The following is an 18,825-nucleotide window of genomic DNA, read 5'->3' as shown; positions in this document are numbered from 1 at the left end:
CGCTCTCCGCCCTGAAGACGCCGTCGTCTTCGCGCGACGCCTCGAAGCCGCCGAGACGCCGCAGGATCCGGCGGCGTCTCGATGACACGACGGCGTCTTGCGATGCCCTGATGGCGACCCCACGACGGACGGGAGGCCCGGTGCCAGCTGGCACCGGGCCTCCCGTCCGTCCGTGCGTCCGTTCAGGACGTCGGGAACGCGTCCGTCAGGACGACGACTCCCAGTCCGCCGGGCCGCGCGAACCGGCGCGGTACTCCTCGAGCGGGACCTCGTCCGCCTTCCAGGCGGCGACGACCGGCTCCACGATCTCCCAGCAGCGCTCGGCCACGTCACCGCGGATTGAGAGCAGCGGGTCGTCGTGGAAGATGCCGTTCAGGACCTCGCCGTACGGGGTGAGCTCGCCGTCGCTGAACGACGACGACAGGGTGACCTGTCCCATCTCGAACGGGTTGCCACCGCCGTTGGCCGACACCGACAGCTCGATCTCGTCCGGGTTCAGGACGATGCGCAGGGTGTCGGTCTTCGGGCGACCGCTCAGACCGGAGGGCAGGCGCGTGACCGGCTTGAAGGTGATCAGGACCTCTTTCCGGCTGGCGCCAAGGGCCTTGCCGGAGCGCAGCGTGAAGGGGACGCCGGCCCAGCGGGCGGTGTCGACCTCGACCGAGATCTCGGCGAGGGTCTCCGTCTTGCGCGACGGGTCGACGCCGTCCTCTTCCTGGTACGACGGCAGTTCCTTGCCGTCGATGGTGCCGGCCGTGTAGACCGCGCGGCGCGAGGCGATCTTCGCGTCGTCGCCCTTGAGGCGGGTGGAGCGCAGGACCCGGGCGAGCGACGAGCGGAACTCGACCGCGTCGATCGCGGCCGGGGCGTCCATCGTGACCAGGCCGAGGATCTGCAGCAGGTGCGACTGGATCATGTCGACCATCGCGCCGGCCTCGTCGTAGTACTGGGCGCGGTTCTCGAGACCGAGGGTCTCGTCGTAGAAGATGTCGACCTTCTCGATGTTCTCGGCGTTCCAGATGGGCTCGAACAGGCGGTTCGCGAAGCGCAGACCGATGATGTTCAGCACGGTGGTGCGGCCGAGGAAGTGGTCGGTGCGGTGCACGCGGTCCTCGGGGACGAGCTTGAGCACGGTCTCGTTGAGGGCTTGGGCGCTGGCGACGTCGGTGCCGAAGGGCTTCTCGAAGGCCAGGGTCGTGCCCTCGGGGAGCTCGACGTGCTCGAGCGCCTCGCAGATGTCGGAGGCGATCTGCGGCGGGAGGGCGAAGTACAGGATCGGCTCGGATTCGGCCGCGGCCAGGAGCGCCTCGAGGTGCTTCGGGTCGGTGGGGTCGCCCTGGATGAACTGCGTCGACTCGATGGTCGCGTCGACCTCCGGCCCCTTGACGTCCTGCGACGCGAAGGACTGCGTGACGATGTCCTTCCACTTCTCGGGGCTGCGCTCGCTGCGGCCCGTGCCGATCAGCTGCACGGGGACTGCACGGCCGCTCTGCAGGAACGTGCCGAGGCCCGGCAGGAGCAGGCGGGAGGCGAGGTCGCCCGTCGCGCCGAAGATGATGAGGGTGCGCTTGTCGGTCACCTGAGGTGACTCCTTTCGCTGTGGTGGGAGGTCCGCTCCAGTCAAGTCGCGGGCGGGCCCGTTTGTTCCGGATCGGGACCGGAGTTCGTCTCCTGGACGCACTTCGGGCGGCACCGTTCTGGTGCCGCCCGAAGTGTCAGGTGCGCTGCAGCGCCGGGTCAGTGCCCGAAGTTGCCGCGGTAGTACTCGTAGACCCAACCGACCAGGGTGATCGCCACGAGGACGAGCCCGATCGGGACGATCCACAGGCCGGCGGCCACGCCGAGGAAGCACACGCCGACCGCGGCGGCCAGCAGGATGGGCCACCAGGACCACGGGCTGAAGTGCCCGAGCTCGGCGTCGCCGTCCTCGATGTTGGCGTCGGGGCGGTCCTCGGGCAGGACCCCGCCCTGGGACGACATGACCTTGCCGAGGTAGAAGGCGATGAACGCCGACATCAGGCCGGTGAGGCCGATCGCCACGGTGCCCACCCACTCGGGCTCGCCGTAGTAGATCAGCGCCCAGATCGTGTAGGCGGCGTCCGCCAGGATGAAGAACCCGAAGAGGATCCAGAACAGGTTGGTGTTCGCGCGCATGGCCTTACTTCACCTCGCCCTTCGCGGCGTCGTAGGTCGGGGCATCGGGGGCGTCCTTCGCGGGACCGACACCGATCGGCACACCGGCCTCGGGGTGGTTCAGGTCGAAGGCCGGGGACTCCGAACGGATGCGCGGGATCGACGTGAAGTTGTGGCGCGGCGGCGGGCAGGAGGTCGCCCACTCGAGCGAACGGCCGTAGCCCCACGGGTCGTTCACGGCGACCTTCGGTGCGTTCCGGGCGGTCACGTAGACGTTGAAGATGAACGGCAGGAACGAGATCGCGAGGATCATCGAGCCGATCGTCGACAGCTGGTTCATCCAGGTGAAACCGTCGTTCGGCAGGTAGGTCGCGTAACGACGCGGCATGCCGATGACGCCCAGCCAGTGCTGGATGAGGAACGTGGTGTGGAACCCGATGAACAGGAGCCAGAAGTGGATCTTGCCGAGTCGCTCGTTGAGCATCTTGCCGGTCCACTTCGGCCACCAGAAGTAGAAGCCCGAGAACATCGCGAACACGACGGTGCCGAAGACCACGTAGTGGAAGTGCGCCACGACGAAGTACGAGTCGGACACGTGGAAGTCGAGCGGCGGCGACGCCAGGATCACGCCGGTGAGACCACCGAAGGTGAACGTGATGAGGAAGCCGAGGGCCCAGAGGAGCGGGGTCTCGAACGTGACCGAACCGCGCCACATGGTGCCGACCCAGTTGAAGATCTTCACGCCGGTCGGGACCGCGATCAGCATCGTCATGAGCGAGAACCACGGGAGCAGGACGCCACCGGTGACGTACATGTGGTGCGCCCACACCGTGATCGAGAGGGCCGCGATGGAGATCGTCGCGTAGACCAGGGTCTTGTACCCGAAGATCGGCTTGCGGCTGAACACCGGGAAGACCTCGGAGACGATGCCGAAGAACGGCAGCGCGATGATGTAGACCTCGGGGTGCCCGAAGAACCAGAACAGGTGCTGCCAGAGCAGGGCCCCGCCGTTGGCCGGGTTGAAGATCTGCGCGTCGAACACGCGGTCGAGCCCGAGGCCGAAGAGCGCCGTCGCGAGGACCGGGAACGCCATCAGGACGAGGAGCGCCGTCACGAGGGTGTTCCACGTGAAGATCGACATGCGGAACATGGTCAGACCCGGGGCACGCATCGTGATGATCGTGGTGATGAAGTTCACCGCGCCGAGGATCGTCGAGAAGCCGGTCATGCCGAGCCCGAAGACCCAGAGTGTGCCGCCGAGCCCTGGTGTGAACGTCGTGTCACTCAGTGGCGCGTAGGCGAACCACCCGAACGAGGCTGCGCCCTGCGGGGTGAGGAAGCCGCCGACCGCGATGAGCGAGCCGAACAGGTAGAGCCAGAAGGCGAAGCCGTTGAGTCGCGGGAAGGCGACGTCGGGCGCACCGATCTGCAGCGGCATGATCGCGTTCGCGAAGCCGGAGAACAGCGGCGTCGCGAACATCAGCAGCATGATCGTGCCGTGCATCGTGAACAGCTGGTTGTACTGCTCCTTCGTCGCGACCACGTGCAGGCCGGGTTCGAAGAGCTGGGCACGGATCACGAGCGCCATCACACCTGCGAGCAGGAAGAAGATGAACGACGCGATCAGGTACATGTACCCGATGGTCTTGTGGTCGGTGGAGGTGATCCACCGGACGACGATGTTGCCCTTCCGACCCACCTTCGACGCCTGGAAGTCCGGCGACGAGGTCTGGGTCGGTTGGCCGACGAGTGACGTTGTCATCTGACGAGCCCCTACTTGTTCTCGCTGGACGCCTCGACCGGCGCCTTGTTGTTCGGTTCGTTGGAGTTGGTGTTGTACTCGTCACCGAGCAGACCGACCTTGCCCTGGTCCTTCAGGGTGTCGAGGTAGTCCTGGTACTGCGCCGGGGTGACGACCTTCACCTGGAAGAGCATCAGCGAGTGGTACTCACCGCAGAGCTCAGCGCACTTGCCCTGGTACGTGCCGAGCTTCTCCGGGATGAAGTACTCCCAGTTGGTCTTGCCCGGGAGCATGTCCTTCTTGTAGAGGAAGTCGATGACCCAGAAGGAGTGGTCGACGTCACGCGAGGAGAGCTCGATCGCGACCTTCTTGCCCTTCGGCAGGTAGAGGGTCGGCAACTGCGACTCGTCGATCGCCCCGTTGGCGTTCTCTTCTTCCTGGGCCTGGATGCCCTGGTAGTAGACGCTCTCTTCGGGGTTGTCCTTGTTGATGTAGTTGAAGTCCCACGCCCAGCGCTTGCCGTACACGTGCACGGTGGCGTCGGGGTCGGCGAAGGGCTTCTCGATCGCGGCCTGGTCCTTCGCGGTGAAGGCGAAGAAGCCGAGCACGAGGATCAGCGGCACGATCGTGTAGAAGATCTCGAGCGGCATGTTGTACCGCATCTGCACGGGCAGGCCGGTCTGGCCCTTCCGGCGGCGGTAGACGATCGCTGCCCAGATGACGAGGCCCCAGACGATGAGTCCGACGGCGAGGAGAACGACCCAGCTGGTGGTCCACAGGCCGACGATGCGGCTCGTGTGGTTGGTGACGTTCTTCGTCTCCTCCGTGCCGGGGAGCCATCCGTTCATCTGCTGCTGCGTGCAGCCAGCCAGTGCGATGACCAGACCGACGGCCACCGGGACGGCCGCCCAACGTATACGGCGATTCGAACGCACTGTTACCTCTCGCAAAAGACGTGAGCTTCAGGAGGTCAGCCCGTCGAGTCCGACGGCGAGCCGCACGAAGGCGGCGCATGGCTGGCTCCCAGCTTGATTGGAACACTCCTAGCTTACTCGCAGCTCGGTACCGCTCGCGCACACACGACACGGTTCTGGCCTCGATCCGCACGCCGACGGGCCCGATTCCGCCCGGTCGCGCCGCGCCCCGGCGCGCCACGTCCGGTCACACGAACGCGAGCGGGGAGCGACCGTTCCGGTCGCTCCCCGCTCGCGTGTCGGATCGCTGATGATCAGTGGAAGCTGTCACCACAGGCGCAGCTGCCCTGCGCGTTCGGGTTGTCGATCGTGAAGCCCTGCTTCTGGATCGTGTCCTCGAAGTCGATCGTCGCGCCGTCGAGGTACGGGACGCTCATCTTGTCGACGACGACCTCGACCCCGTCGAACTCGGCCGTGACGTCGCCGTCGAGCAGGCGCTCGTCGAAGTACAGCTGGTAGATCAGGCCCGAGCAGCCGCCGGGCTGGACGGCGAGGCGCAGGCGCAGGTCGTCGCGGCCCTCCTGCTCGAGCAGGCTCGCCACCTTGCCGGCAGCGGCGTCGCTCAGGAGGACGCCGTGCGACTGCGTTTCAGTCGCCGGTGCTCCGGTGATGGTGTCGCTCATCGCGCGTCTCCCTCCGGGCGGTGCTGGTCACCGCGCCTGGCGTCGATTGTAAGCACCCTCAGCTGCGCGTCGCGAGCCTGGCGAGCAGGATCGTCTCCGACGCGATGGCACGGTGCAGGACACCGAGGTGCTGCGACTCGTTCGGGCTGTGGGCACGGGTGTCCGGGTCCTCGACGCCGGTGACCAGGATCTGCGCGTCCGGGAACTCCGCGGCGAGGTCGGACACGAACGGGATCGATCCGCCGATGCCCTGCTCGACCGCCTCGGCACCCCACCCCTCGCGCATGGCCGTGCGGGCCTCCTGGACGGCCCAGCCAGCGGTGTCGACGAGGAACCCGTCGCCGCTGTCCGGCTCGGTGATCTCCATCCGTGCACCGAACGGGACGTGCTCGCGCAGGTGCCGCTCGACGGCCGCGTACGCCTGCCTGGCGTCCTGGCCGGGGGCGACGCGGACCGAGACCCGTGCCGAGACCGTGGGCAGCAGGGTGTTCGAGGCGTTCGCGACGCTCGGCACGTCCATGCCGGTCACCGTGATCGACGGCTGGAACCACATGCGGGACAGCACGGCGCCGGTGCCGATCGGGCGCACACCGGGGACGAGTGCGGCGTCGACGGCGAGTTCGTCCTCGGTGCGCTCCGGCACGTCGGCCTCGTACGAGGTCAGCCCGTCGACGGCGACCGAACCGTCCGCGTCGTGCAGCGAGGCGAGCAGCTGCACCATGGGGATCATCGCGTCCGGGGCCGCTCCCCCGAACATGCCGCTGTGGCTGGCGTGCTCGAGCGTGGTCAGGGTGAGCTTGAAGGTGACGTTGCCGCGCAGTGAGACCGTGATCGACGGCACCTCGGTCGACCAGTTGTCACTGTCCGCCACGACGATGACGTCGGCGGCGAGGTGCTCCTTCTGCTCGCGCAGGAACGTGCGGAACGAGCGCGAGCCGAACTCCTCCTCGCCCTCGACGAACAGCACGATCCCGAGGTCGAGGTCGTCACCGAACTGGGCGTGCACCGCGCGGAGCGACGCGATGTGCGTCATCACGCCCGCCTTGTCGTCCGAGGCCCCGCGGCCGTACAGGCGGTCACCGCGCAGGGTCGGCTCGAACGGCGGCGTCTCCCACAGGGCCTCGTCGCCCTGCGGCTGCACGTCGTGGTGGGCGTAGAGCATCACCGTCGGCTTGCCGTTCCGCGCCGGGCGCACCGCGAGCACCGCGGGCTGGCCCAGTTCGGTCTCGGCGTCGGCCTCGGCGACGTCGGCCGTCGAGCCGGACACCGCGGACCGCACGATCCTGACGTCGTCCGCGCCGAACACCCCGGTCGACCGGGCGAGGTCCGCGACGGCCTCGGCACTCGCGCGCACCTTCGCCGGGTCGAAGGCCGACCAGGACACCGACGGCAGGCGCACCAGCGCGGACAGGTCGGCGATCGTCGTGGGCAGTGCCCCCTGCACGTGTTCGCGCAGGGCGTCGAGGAGCGCGGGGTCGGTCGCGGGGCTGTGCTGTTCGCTGTCGGTCATGCCCGGTAATCTAGAGGAGATCCCGCACGCACACCGCCGTTAGGAACGCACCGTGGCGAAGGCAGCCCCCAAGACCAACACGACCGTCAACCCGACCGAGGCCGAGCTCCTCGAGCAGGGCAAGGGCCGCCCCACGCCGTCCCGCCGCGAGCGAGAGGCAGCGAACCGCCGCCCCCTCGTCGGCAACACGCCGGTCGACAAGAAGGCCGCCCGCGCTCGTCTCAACTCGGAGCGCGAGCGTGCCCGGGTCGGCATGGCCAACGGCGAGGAGCGCTACCTGCCGGCGAAGGACCGCGGTGAGCAGCGACGCTTCGTCCGAGACTGGATCGACGCCCGCTGGAACGTCGGCGAGGTCATGATGCCCGTGCTCGTGCTGTTCCTGATCGTCGGGTTCGCGGCCGCGCAGACCGTGATCGCGTCCTACTCACTCCTGCTGGTGTGGGCGTTCGTGGCGCTGTTCATCATCGACTGCGTCGTGCTGTGGCTGTCGCTCCGCCGCAAGCTCACCACCAAGTTCGGCGAGTTCCAGCGCGGCACGTTCCTCTACATCCTCACGCGGGCGTGGCAGCTGCGCTTCCTGCGGCTGCCGAAGCCCCAGGTCCGGCGTGGGCAGTACCCCACGCTCTAGCCACACGCACATGACGAAGCGCCGCCCGGCATGCCGGGCGGCGCTTCGTCGTTTCCACTCCGTCGTTCCCGCACCCACACGACGGACTGGAGGCCCGTGGCGGTGTCGCCACGGGCCTCCAGTCCGTCAGGTGGTCGCGTCTACCGCGCGGCGAGACGCAGCCGCCGGCGGCGCAGCCGGTTGATGCGCGCGGCCCAGGTCGGTCCCTCGTAGAGGAACGCCGTGTAGCCCTGCACGAGCGTGGCTCCCGCGTCGATGCGGTCCTGCACGTCCTGCTCGGTGGTCACACCACCGACGGCGATGACGCAGAAGTCGGAGGGCACCGCGGCGCGGACGCGTCGCAGGACCTCGAGCGAGCGAGCGGCGACCGGCGCACCGGAGAGGCCCCCGGCACCCATCGCCTCGACGTCGGACGGATCGGCCGTCAGGCCGTCGCGGGAGATCGTCGTGTTGTTCGCGATCACCCCGGACAGTCCGAGCTCGACCGCGAGGCCCGCGATCGCGTCGATCTGCTCGTCGGTCAGGTCCGGTGCGATCTTGACGAGCACCGGCGTCCGGCCGGCGGCGTCACGCACCGCGGACAGCAGCGGTCGGAGCTGGTCGAGTTCCTGCAGTCCGCGCAGGCCGGGCGTGTTCGGCGAGCTGACGTTGACCGCCAGGTAGTCCGCGAACGTGGCGAGCCGACGGGTGGACTCGAGGTAGTCGTCGATGGCGTCCTCGACGGCGACGACCCGGCTCTTGCCGATGTTCACGCCGATGACCGGTCGGCCGGGGTTGCGGCGGGCGCGCTCGAGGCGTCGGGCGGCCGCTGCGGCGCCGTGGTTGTTGAAGCCCATGCGGTTGATGAGGGCGCGGTCGCCGATCAGCCGGAACAGGCGCGGGCGCTCGTTGCCGGGCTGCGGCTTGGCGGTGATGGTGCCGACCTCGACGTGGCCGAAGCCGAGCAGGCCGAGACCGGCGATGCCGCGGGCGTCCTTGTCGAACCCGGCCGCCAGGCCGAAGCGCGACGGGAAGTGGATGCCCATCGTGGTGACGCCGTCGGCCGCCGCCGGACGGCAGTACCGCTCGACGACGCCGCTCAGGAACGGCACGCGGGGCAGCCCCGCGATGACGGCGAACGCGAGGTGGTGGGCGCGCTCCGGGTCCATGTTCGCGAACACGGAGCGGAACACGACGCGGTACCCGCCGCGCACGATCCGTTCGGCGATGCCGCTCACGCGCGCGTGCCGGACGGTGCGGACGACCCGGCGGCCGCGTCGGATGCCCCGTGGTGGTCGCGGCGGAGCTGGCCGATGGCGTCCTCGAAGTCCTCGAGCGAGTCGAACGCCTGGTAGACGCTCGCGAACCGCAGGTAGGCGACCTCGTCGAGCTCCCGCAGGGGCGCGAGGATCGCGAGGCCGATGTCGTTCGCGTCGATCTGGCTGGATCCGGAGGACCGTACGGTCTCCTCGACGCGCTGGGCGAGCACGGCCAGGTCGCCGTCGGTGACCGGGCGTCCCTGGCACGCCTTGCGCACGCCTGAGACGATCTTGTCGCGGCTGAACGGCTCGGTGACACCGTTGCGCTTCACCACGTTGAGCGATGCGGTCTCGGTGGTCGAGAACCGTCGACCGCAGTTGGGGCACTGACGACGGCGGCGGATGGAGGTTCCGTCGTCGCTCGTCCGTGAGTCGACGACGCGGGAGTCCGGGTGGCGGCAGAAGGGGCAGAACATGTCGTTCCCCAGGCTATCGGTTCGTGCGCTCCGTCACGGCGGCCCCGTGCGCGGGGAGCTGCTCCTCGGTGGACAGCGCGACGATGTGCGGCGCGACCTCGGCCAGGGCCTCCGGCGTGTACCGGACGATCTGCTGGGGCCGCAGGAACGTCGACGCGGACAACCCGGACCCGAACCGGGCCTGGCCGCCGGTCGGCAGCACGTGGTTCGACCCGGCCAGGTAGTCCCCCAGGCTCACCGGCGTGCTCGGCCCGACGAACACCGCACCGGCGGCGTCGATGTCGGCCAGCACCGCGTCGTCGTCGACCGTCTGGATCTCGAGGTGCTCCGGCCCGTACGCGTTGCTCACGGTCGCCGCGTCGGTCAGCGAGTCCACCAGGACGATCGCGGACTGCGGTCCGTCCAGGGCGGCCTGGAGGCGCGCAGCCGTCCCGAGCACCGCGGTGCGTTCCGGGATCGCGGCCTCCACCGCGTCGGCGAACGTCGCGGACGTCGTCACCAGCACGCTGCCGGCCTGCTCGTCGTGCTCGGCCTGGCTGATGAGGTCGGCGGCCACGAACCCGGCGTCGGCGGTGTCGTCCGCGATCACGAGGATCTCGGTCGCCCCGGCCTCGGAGTCGATGCCCACCGCCCCGCGCACCAGACGTTTGGCGGCGGCGACGTAGTTGTTGCCAGGCCCCGTGACCAGGTCGACCGGCTCGAGGTCGATCTCGGCGACGCCGTACGCCAGCGCGCCGACGGCTCCGGCGCCGCCCATCGCGTAGACCTCGTCGATGCCGAGCAGCCCCGCCGCGGCGAGGATCGTCGGGTGCACCGCGCCGCCGTGGTCGCGCTGCGGCGGTGACACGAGGGCGATCGAGGGCACGCCTGCGACCTGGGCCGCGACGACGTTCATCACCACGCTGGACGGGTAGACGGCCTTGCCACCGGGCACGTAGAGCCCCACACGGCGCATCGGCTGCCAGCGCTGGTGGACCTCGGCGCCGCCGGCCAGGGTCGTCACGGCCGGGGCGGGGATCTGCGCGGCACTCGCGGCCCGGACGCGGCGGATGGCCTCGTCGAGTGCTGCTCGGACCTCGGGGGTGAGCCCGGCCACGGCGGCGGTGATCTCGGCAGCGGACACCCGTACGTTCGCAGGAGCTCCGCCGTCGAAGCGCTCGGCCTGGTCGTGCAGGGCCGCGGCCCCACGGTGTCGGACGTCCTCGATCAACTCGCGCGCGGCATCGACGGCGTGCGACACGTCACCCGCGGCACGGGGCATGAGTCGGAGGAGTTCGGCACGGGCGGGGAGGCCGCCGCGGAGGTCGATTCGCTGCATCATGAGGCCTCCAGCGTACCGGCGGCGTGCTGCACGACGGCGTCGACCACGGGCCGGTGGCGGGCGGTCTGGTCGGCGTCCCACGCGTCGAGCAGGTGCAGCGTGGCGATCCGGAAGGCCAGCGCACGGACGAGCAGCTGCGGCCACTCGGGGACGCCGGTGCCGAGCACGCCGAGCCGACCGACGGCGACCCCGTGCCAGCACACGGCGTCGACCGCGGCGATCGCGGCGCCGAGGCCCGGCGGGCGCCAGTAGGGTGCCCAGTCGAACACCGTCGGCGGCTCCCCCGGCGTGAAGAGCACGTTGCCGAGCAGGTCGCCGTGGACGAGCTGCGACGGGGACGTCACCGGCCGGAACGTCGCGGCCAGGCGATCCAGCGTCGGGTCATCGGGCAGGGCTGTTCCGCCCCAGGCCATGCGGTCCGCCCGGCTCCAGGGCTCTCCGCGGTGGTCGAGGAAGTCGGGGCGTGGCAGATGGGCGATCGCGCGGTGGAACGCTGCACCCGCGGCGATCACGTCGTCCACGCGAGTCGGGTCGGTCCGACCGTCGACCCACCGCCAGGCCTCCCAACCGTCGTCGCCGGTGCTGACGCCGGTGCCGGCGTCGGCGCGGGCGTCCACGACCCAGTCCCCGGACGTGGCGGCGACGGGGCGCGGCGTCCGGAACCCGGCCGTGTGGACCAGCCGCGCCAGTGTGGCGGACCGCCACCGGGCCTCCAGGCGGTCACCGGACGGGCGGAGGACGACGTCCCCGGCGCGCCACGTGAGTCCGCGCCCGCCGCCCAGGCGCTCGAGCGGCCGGTCGTGCACGCCGAACGCCCGGAGGACGTGCGGTGCCGGCTGGCCGTCGGTCACGCGGTCCGCAGGATCTTCACCATCGGCCGGCCCGTGGCGACCTCGTCGACGAGCTTGTCGAGGTACCGGATCTGCCGCATGAGCGGGTCGTCGAGCTCCTCGATCCGCACCCCGCAGATCACCCCGGTGATGAGCGGGGCGTTCGGGTTGAGGTGCGCGCTGGCGAAGAAGTCCTCGAACGTGGTCCGGTCGGCCAGGTGCTGCGCGAGCGCCAGGTCGTCGAAGCCGGTCAGCCACTCGATGACGGTGTCGAGTTCCGCCTTCGTGTGGCCCTTCCGCTCCACCTTCGCCAGGTAGTGCCCGTAGACGTCCGCGACGGGCGTCCCGAAGATCCGGTGACCGGCCATGGTCGACGCTCCTACACCAGGCAGCGGGGTCCGAGCAGGCTCTTCAGCTCGCCGAACAGGTCGGGGGTCAGGTTCACCGGGAACGGCAACTCGAAGGTGCGCGCGACGTCGTCCTTGAGCAGCTTCAGCCGGACCTCGGTGTCACCCTGGTGGCGGCCGAGCACGGCGGCGAGCTCCGTCACCGTGGTCGTCGTGGCCTGTCGTTCCGGCAGGGACAGGGTGAGCGGGCCGGACCCCATCGCGTCGCCGACGTTCGGCTGGAACATGCTCACCGCGTGCAGGGCCTTGCCGTCGTCGCGCACGTTGACGCGGCCACGAAGCACGACGATCGAGTCGGGCACCAGCGACGGGCCGAACTCCTGGTACGTCTTGCCCAGGAACATCACGCCGATCTGGCCGCCGAAGTCCTCGATGTCGACGATGCCGTACGGGTTGCCGCTCGTCTTCGCCACCCGGTGCTGCACGCTCGTCAGCAGGCCCGCGACGGTCACCGTCTCGCCCTCGATCGAGTCGTCGGCGGTCAGCAGGTCGGCGATGGTGATCGACTGGTGCTTCGCGAGCTCGATCTCGAGCCCGGCGAGCGGGTGGTCGGACACGTAGAGCCCGAGCATGTCCCGCTCGAACGCGAGCTTGTCGCGCTTGGACCACTCCGGGCGGTCCGGCACCTGCGACACCGCGGCGCTCGGGGCGTCCTCGGCTGCCTCGGCGAAGAGCGAGTCGAAGTCGAACCCGACGTTGCCGTGGGCCTCGTCGCGCTTGACCTTGACCGCACCTTCGACCGCGCCCTCGTGGATCTCCACCAGGGCACGTCGGGTGTCGCCGAACTCGTCGAAGGCACCGGCCTTGATGAGCGACTCGACCGTGCGCTTGTTCGCCGACGAGATCGGGATCTTGCGCAGGAAGTCGTGGAACGACTCGAAGGCGCCCTTCTCGGTCCGGGCCTTGACGATGTCGTCGACGACGTTGAACCCGACGTTGCGGATGGCACCCATGCCGAATCGGATGTCGTCGCCGACTGCGGCGAAGAAGCCGATCGACTCGTTGACGTCCGGCGGCATCACCTTGATGCCCATCCGGCGGCACTCGTTCAGGTACAGGGCGAGCTTGTCGCGGGCGTCGCCGACCGAGGTCAGCAGGGCGGCCATGTACTCGGCCGGGTAGTGCGCCTTGAGGTAGGCGGTCCAGAAGGACACCACGCCGTAGGCCGCCGAGTGCGCCTTGTTGAACGCGTAGTCGGAGAAGGGCAGCAGGATGTCCCACAGCGTCTTGATCGCCGCGTCGGAGTACCCGTTGTCCTTCATGCCCTGCTGAAAGCCCGCGTACTGCTTGTCGAGCTCGGACTTCTTCTTCTTGCCCATCGCGCGGCGGAGGATGTCCGCCTGGCCGAGGGAGAACCCGGCGACCTTCTGCGCGATGGCCATGACCTGCTCCTGGTAGATGATCAGGCCGTAGGTCGTGCCGATGATGTCCTTGAGGGGCTCTTCGAGCTCCGGGTGGATCGGCGTGATCGGCTGCTCGCCGTTCTTGCGGAGCGCGTAGTTCGTGTGCGAGTTCGCTCCCATGGGCCCCGGGCGGTACAGGGCGATGAGCGCGGAGATGTCCTCGAAGTTGTCGGGCTTCATCAGGCGCAGCAGGCCGCGCATCGGCCCGCCGTCGAGCTGGAACACGCCGAGGGTGTCGCCGCGCTGCAGGAGCGCGTACGCCTCGGGGTCTTCCAGACCCATGTTCTCGAGGTCGAGCTCGATCCCACGGTTCGTCTTGATGTTGTCGAGGGCGTCACTGATGATCGTGAGGTTGCGGAGCCCCAGGAAGTCCATCTTGATCAGGCCGAGCGACTCCGCTGCCGGGTAGTCGAACTGCGTGACGATCTGGCCGTCCTGCTCCCGCTTCATGATCGGGATGATGTCGATGAGCGGGTCGCTCGACATGATGACGCCGGCCGCGTGCACGCCCCACTGACGCTTGAGCCCCTCGAGCCCGAGTGCGGTGTCGAAGACGGTCTTCGCCTCGGGGTCGGTCTCGACCACGGTGCGGACGTCGACGGCTTCCTTGTAGCGCGGGTGGTCCTTGTCGAAGATCCCGGTGAGCGGGATGTCCTTGCCCATCACGGGCGGCGGCATCGCCTTCGTGAGCTTCTCGCCCATGCCGAACGGGAACCCGAGGACGCGCGAGGAGTCCTTGAGTGCCTGCTTCGCCTTGATCGTGCCGTACGTGACGATCTGCGCGACGCGCTCCGACCCGTACTTCTCGGTGACGTACTTGATCGCCTCACCGCGGCGCCGGTCGTCGAAGTCGACGTCGAAGTCGGGCATCGAGACGCGGTCCGGGTTGAGGAACCGCTCGAAGATCAGGCCGTGCCGGATCGGGTCGAGGTCGGTGATGCGCATCGCGTACGCGACCATCGAGCCGGCACCGGAGCCACGCCCCGGACCGACGCGGATGCCGTTGTTCTTGGACCAGTTGATGAAGTCCGCGACCACCAGGAAGTAGCCGGGGAACCCCATCTGGTTGATGATGCCGACCTCGTAGTCGGCGCGGTCCTGGACCTCTTTCGAGATGCCGTCCGGGTACCGGTAGTCCAGCCCCTTCGCGACCTCTTTCTCGAACCAGGAGTGCTCGGTCTCGCCCTCGGGCACGGGGAACTTCGGCATGTAGTTGGCCGAGGTGTCGAACTCGACGTTGCAGCGTTCCGCGATGAGCAGCGTGTTGTCGCAGGCTTCGAGGTTGTCGCGGAAGACGTGCCGCATCTGCGCCGGGGTCTTCAGGTAGAACTCGTCGGCGTCGAACTTGAAGCGGTTCGGGTCGTTCAGGGTCGAGCCGGACTGCACGCAGAGCAGTGCCGCGTGCGACTTGGCGTCGTGGGCGTGCGTGTAGTGCAGGTCGTTCGTGCCGACCAGCGGGATGTCGAGGTCCTTCGCCAGGCGGATCAGGTCGCTCATGATCCGGCGTTCGATCTCGAGGCCGTGGTCCATGACCTCGGCGAAGTAGTTCTCCTTGCCGAAGATGTCGCGGTAGTCAGCGGCCGCCTGCACTGCTTCGTCGTACTGGCCGAGACGCAGGCGCGTCTGGATCTCCCCCGAGGGGCAGCCCGTCGTGGCGATGATGCCCTCGTGGTACTCCTGCAGGAGCTCGATGTCCATGCGGGGCTTGAAGTAGTAGCCCTCGAGCGACGCCTTGGACGACAGACGGAACAGGTTGTGCATGCCCGTCGTGTTCTCGGCGAACATCGTCATGTGCGTGTACGAGCCGGCACCGGACACGTCGTCGCCACCACCGTCACCCCAGCGCACCCGGGTCTTGTCCGAGCGGTGTGTGCGGGGCGTGATGTACGCCTCGGTCCCGATGATCGGTTTGACGCCACCGGCCTTGGCGGCCTTCCAGAACTCGAAGGCGCCGAACATGTTGCCGTGGTCGGTCACCGCCACGGCGGGCATCCCCTGCGCGGCGGTCTCCGCCACGAGGTCGGAGAGCCTGGCGGCACCGTCGAGCATCGAGTACTCGCTGTGCACGTGCAGGTGGACGAAGGAGTCGGAATCCGACACGGAACCTCCGGTTCGTACGGTGTGCTGCGGGGTGGGAACAGCCTAACCGCGGCCGCCCACATTCCCGCGCGCGTCGGGGCGGACGCCAGGCGCGTGGCGGGGCCGCACCGCGCCTCCAGGCCGGCACCGGGTCGCGACACGCTCGGGGCGCGTCGCGGAGGGGGCAGGACACGCCGCAGACGAGCCGCAGCGGGTGCGGAAAGTGTCGCCTGGCGGCCTCGCAGCCGACAGTTCGCGACCCCTCGGCACAAGCGGCCGGGCGCGGCAGCCTGGAGGCGCGGGGCGGGCCCCACCGCGCCTCCAGACCGGCACCGGGTCGCGACACGCGCGGGGCGCGCCGCCGAGGGGGCGGGACACCCCGCAGGCCGACCGCCGCGGGTGCGGGTGCGGGAAGTGTCGCTTGGCGGCCTCGCAGCCGACAGTTCGCGACCCCTCGGCACAAGCAGCCGGGCGCGGCAGCCTGGAGGCGCGTGGCGGGGGCCGCACCGCGCCTCCAGACCGGCACCGGGTCGCGACACGCGCGGTGCGCGCCGCCGAGGGGCAGGACACCCCGCAGGCCGACCGCCGCGGGTGCGGGAAGTGTCGCCTGGCGGCCTCGCAGCCGACAGTTCGCGACCCCTCGGCGCAAGCCGCTGGGCGCGTCGGACTGGAGGCGCGGGGCGGGGCCGCACCGCGCCTCCAGACCGGCCCCGGGTCGCGACACGCTCGGGGCGCGCCGCCGAGGGGGCAGGACACCCCGCAGGCCGACCGCCGCGGGTGCGGAAAGCGTCGCCTGGCGGCCTCGCAGCCAACAGTTGGTGACCTCTCGGCGCATGCGGGGCGCGTCGGCCTGGAGGCACGGGCGGGGCCGCACCGCGCCTCCGGACCGGCAGCGGGTCGGGACACGCGCGGGGCGCGCCACCGAGCGGGCAGGACACGCCGCACGCGCGCCGCCGCGGGTACAGAACCCGTCGCCTGGCGGCCTCCCAGCGGACAGTTCGTGACCCCTCGGCACAAGCGGCCGGGCGCGTCAGCGCGACGCGCTCCGGATCTGCTCCAGCGCGGCCTGCAGGTCGTCCGGGTACTGCGCCTCGAACGACACCCACTCGCCCGTGCGGGGGTGGTCGAAGCCCAGCCGGACGGCGTCGAGCCACTGGCGCGTGAGCCCGAGCTCGGCCGCCAATACCGGGTCGGCGCCGTACATCGTGTCCCCGACGAGCGGGTGGCGTGTCGCCGCCATGTGCACCCGGATCTGGTGGGTGCGCCCGGTCTCCAGGTGCACCTCGAGCAGGGTGGCGGCGCGGAAGGCCTCGAGCGTCTCGTAGTGGGTGACGCTCGGCTTGCCCTCCGACGTCACCGCGAACTTCCAGTCGCTCGACGGGTGCCGGCCGATCGGCGCGTCGATCGTGCCCGAGGTCGGGTCCGGGTGGCCCTGCGCGAGTGCGTGGTAGACCTTCTCGACCGTGCGCTCCTTGAACGCCCGCTTGAGGTGTGTGTACGCAAGCTCGGTCTTCGCGACCACCATCAGTCCCGAGGTCCCGACGTCGAGGCGGTGCACGATCCCGGCGCGTTCAGCGGCGCCGGACGTCGCGATCGTGAAGCCGGCGGCAGCGAGGCCCCCGGGCACGGTCGGCCCGTCCCACCCCGGCGAGGGGTGCGCAGCGACGCCGACGGGCTTGTCGACGACGACGATGTCCTCGTCGTCGTGCACGATCGTCATGCCCGGCACGGCCGCCGGCACGATGCGCGGCGGCTCCTTCGGCGTCCACTCGACCTCGAGCCAGGAGTCCACATGGAGCCGGTCCGACTTGTCGACGGGCACCCCGTCGACGCGGACGCCCCCGGCGGCGACGACGTCGGCCGCGAACGACCGGCTGAAGCCGAGGAGCTTCGCGATGGCGGCGTCGACGCGCTCACCGGCGAGCCCGTCGGGCACGGGAAGAGAACGCGATTCGGTCACGTGGCGTCGTGGCCCAGCGTGTCGCGACGGTCGCGGTCGTCGGGCCTGGAGGCGCGGGTCGGCTCGTCGACAACCGCGTCAGCCGACGAGAACGCGGCCCCACCGTCGAGCGGCTGCGCCGCGTCGAGCTGCGCCTGGCGCTTGGCCGAGAGCGTGCGGGTGCCGTCGAGGTTCACCCCGAGGATCACGAGCAGCACGAAGACCACCATGCTGATGCAGATGAAGGAGTCGGCGACGTTGTAGATCGCCGGCATCATCCACGGCGTCGAGATGAAGTCCACGACGTGGCCACGACCGAAGCCGGGCTCACGGAAGAGCCGGTCGAGCAGGTTGCCCAGCGCGCCACCGAGCAGCATGCCGAGCACGATGGCCCACCACATCGACCGGATGCGACGCGAGTACACGATGATCGCGACGACGACCGCGGCCGAGATGACCGAGAACACCCAGGTCATGTTCACCGCGAACGAGAACGCTGCCCCGGGGTTCCGGACGTACAGGAACTGCAACGCCCCGCCGAGGACCGGGACGGGGGTGCCGTACGGCAGGTTCGCGACGACCAGCGTCTTGGCGACCTGGTCGACCGCCACCACCACGACAGCGGCGAAGGCCAGTGCCGCGATCGCGCGGACACTGACCTTCGCTCGTGATGCTGGTCGCGACAACGTCAGTTGCCGAAGCCCTGCGCCGAAGCCGGCGCCGGGGTGAGACCGGACTGCTCGCCCGAGTCGAGCTCGGAGAGCTGCCCCTGGATGTAGCTCTTGAGCTGCGCACGGTAGTCGCGCTCGAAGGTCCGGAGCTCGTCGATCTTGCCCTCGAGCTGGCGCTGCTCCTGCTCGAGCACCGCGACACGCTGACGGTTCGTGTTCTCGGTGTCGGCGATGATCTGGCGCTGCTTCGCCTCGGCCTCGGAGACCAGGCGAGCGGCCTGGGCCGTGCCTTCGGCGATGAGCGCGTCGCGCTTCTCGATGCCCTCGCGGACGTGCTCCTCGTGGAGACGACGCGCCAGGGTCAGGAGGTTCGTGGTGCCCTCGGTGTCCTCGTCGGCGGGGACCGTGGTGGTCGGTGCCGCCGCGGCGACCGGAGCGGGCTCCGGTGCTGCCTCGACCGGGGCCGGGGTGGGCTCCGGCTCGGCTGCGGGAGCAGGCTGCTCGGCCTGCGCCGGCTGCGGGGCCGACTCGGCCGCCTGCAGGCGCTGGCGGAGCTCGTCGTTCTCCGCGGTCAGGCGACGGAGCTCGACCACGACCTCGTCGAGGAAGTCGTCGACCTCGTCCTGGTCGTAGCCCTCGCGGAACTTCGTCGGCTGGAACCGCTTGTTGACTACGTCTTCCGGCGTCAAAGCCATTGCCGTCACCTCAATAGAACTGCTGAACGTGTGGAACCGCGTGCGGTGCGACCGAATGTACCAGTCGTACCGTGCGGTGCGGATGCGCCACCGGAGCGGGCATCGATCCCGACCACCGTACACCGACGATGGGGCGGAACCGTGCCGCGCGCCTGGC

At 69.8% G+C, this 18,825-nt stretch carries 16 protein-coding genes; 1 reads left to right on the top strand and 15 read right to left on the bottom strand.

The genetic code is table 11. The features are described from left to right. Positions 1 to 205: 205 nt before the first annotated feature. The 6 genes from DEJ35_RS13795 to DEJ35_RS13770 form a co-directional block, all read right to left on the bottom strand. The gene (locus tag DEJ35_RS13795; RefSeq protein WP_110860189.1) at positions 206 to 1,579 is read right to left on the bottom strand and encodes a glucose-6-phosphate dehydrogenase; all 1,374 of its coding nucleotides are present in this window, start codon (positions 1,577 to 1,579) and stop codon (positions 206 to 208) included. Positions 1,580 to 1,737: 158 nt separating this feature from the next. After that, positions 1,738 to 2,154 (bottom strand): cytochrome c oxidase subunit 4, encoded by a 417-nt coding sequence (locus DEJ35_RS13790; protein ID WP_110860187.1) that lies wholly within the window; start codon positions 2,152 to 2,154, stop codon positions 1,738 to 1,740. Between the two features lie 4 nt (positions 2,155 to 2,158). Beyond that, a complete protein-coding gene (ctaD, locus tag DEJ35_RS13785; RefSeq protein ID WP_250893043.1) occupies positions 2,159 to 3,895 on the bottom strand; it encodes a cytochrome c oxidase subunit I in 1,737 nt (578 codons plus the stop codon). A gap of 11 nt (positions 3,896 to 3,906) precedes the next feature. Then, a complete protein-coding gene (coxB, locus tag DEJ35_RS13780) occupies positions 3,907 to 4,809 on the bottom strand; it encodes a cytochrome c oxidase subunit II (protein WP_110860185.1) in 903 nt (300 codons plus the stop codon). Positions 4,810 to 5,102: 293 nt separating this feature from the next. Continuing rightward, positions 5,103 to 5,471, bottom strand: a complete 369-nt coding sequence (locus DEJ35_RS13775) for an iron-sulfur cluster assembly accessory protein (protein WP_110860183.1) — start codon at positions 5,469 to 5,471, stop codon at positions 5,103 to 5,105. A gap of 58 nt (positions 5,472 to 5,529) precedes the next feature. Continuing rightward, positions 5,530 to 6,981 (bottom strand): dipeptidase, encoded by a 1,452-nt coding sequence (locus DEJ35_RS13770; RefSeq protein WP_110860181.1) that lies wholly within the window; start codon positions 6,979 to 6,981, stop codon positions 5,530 to 5,532. Between the two features lie 52 nt (positions 6,982 to 7,033). On the opposite strand from DEJ35_RS13770, the gene DEJ35_RS13765 reads away from it, so the two are divergent. Next, positions 7,034 to 7,609, top strand: coding sequence for a DUF3043 domain-containing protein (locus DEJ35_RS13765; RefSeq protein WP_110860179.1), 576 nt, complete (start codon positions 7,034 to 7,036; stop codon positions 7,607 to 7,609). Positions 7,610 to 7,749: 140 nt separating this feature from the next. On the opposite strand, the gene DEJ35_RS13760 is transcribed toward DEJ35_RS13765, so the two are convergent. The 9 genes from DEJ35_RS13760 to DEJ35_RS13720 form a co-directional block, all read right to left on the bottom strand. After that, positions 7,750 to 8,826: a quinone-dependent dihydroorotate dehydrogenase gene (locus DEJ35_RS13760; protein ID WP_111091091.1), complete on the bottom strand. Its 1,077-nt coding sequence runs from the start codon at positions 8,824 to 8,826 to the stop codon at positions 7,750 to 7,752. Next, positions 8,823 to 9,323, bottom strand: a complete 501-nt coding sequence (nrdR, locus tag DEJ35_RS13755) for a transcriptional regulator NrdR (RefSeq protein ID WP_110860175.1) — start codon at positions 9,321 to 9,323, stop codon at positions 8,823 to 8,825. Before nrdR ends, DEJ35_RS13760 begins: the two co-directional genes overlap by 4 nt. Positions 9,324 to 9,336: 13 nt before the next feature. Then, on the bottom strand, positions 9,337 to 10,644 hold the full coding sequence (hisD, locus tag DEJ35_RS13750; protein WP_111192952.1) for a histidinol dehydrogenase: 1,308 nt from the start codon (positions 10,642 to 10,644) through the stop codon (positions 9,337 to 9,339). After that, positions 10,641 to 11,495 carry a hypothetical protein gene (locus tag DEJ35_RS13745; RefSeq protein WP_110860170.1) on the bottom strand — a complete coding sequence of 285 codons (855 nt, stop codon included), beginning with the start codon at positions 11,493 to 11,495 and terminating at the stop codon, positions 10,641 to 10,643. The genes hisD and DEJ35_RS13745 overlap by 4 nt, the downstream gene beginning before the upstream one ends. After that, a complete protein-coding gene (locus DEJ35_RS13740) occupies positions 11,492 to 11,842 on the bottom strand; it encodes a DUF2200 domain-containing protein (protein ID WP_110860168.1) in 351 nt (116 codons plus the stop codon). Before DEJ35_RS13740 ends, DEJ35_RS13745 begins: the two co-directional genes overlap by 4 nt. 11 nt (positions 11,843 to 11,853) lie before the next feature. Further along, a complete protein-coding gene (dnaE, locus tag DEJ35_RS13735; protein WP_375231872.1) occupies positions 11,854 to 15,333 on the bottom strand; it encodes a DNA polymerase III subunit alpha in 3,480 nt (1,159 codons plus the stop codon). Between the two features lie 1,060 nt (positions 15,334 to 16,393). After that, complete coding sequence (locus DEJ35_RS13730; RefSeq protein WP_111192951.1) at positions 16,394 to 17,323, bottom strand: RluA family pseudouridine synthase; 930 nt, start codon at positions 17,321 to 17,323, stop codon at positions 16,394 to 16,396. Continuing rightward, positions 17,320 to 17,988: a signal peptidase II gene (lspA, locus tag DEJ35_RS13725; protein WP_258378493.1), complete on the bottom strand. Its 669-nt coding sequence runs from the start codon at positions 17,986 to 17,988 to the stop codon at positions 17,320 to 17,322. Before lspA ends, DEJ35_RS13730 begins: the two co-directional genes overlap by 4 nt. Before the next feature lie 2 nt (positions 17,989 to 17,990). Beyond that, positions 17,991 to 18,668 carry a DivIVA domain-containing protein gene (locus DEJ35_RS13720; RefSeq protein WP_181420046.1) on the bottom strand — a complete coding sequence of 226 codons (678 nt, stop codon included), beginning with the start codon at positions 18,666 to 18,668 and terminating at the stop codon, positions 17,991 to 17,993. Positions 18,669 to 18,825: the final 157 nt, after the last annotated feature.

Origin of the sequence: Curtobacterium sp. MCPF17_051 (assembly GCF_003234595.1) — a bacterium.
In the GTDB taxonomy this organism is placed as follows: domain Bacteria; phylum Actinomycetota; class Actinomycetes; order Actinomycetales; family Microbacteriaceae; genus Curtobacterium; species Curtobacterium flaccumfaciens.
This window is presented reverse-complemented; position numbering and strand designations above follow the sequence as displayed.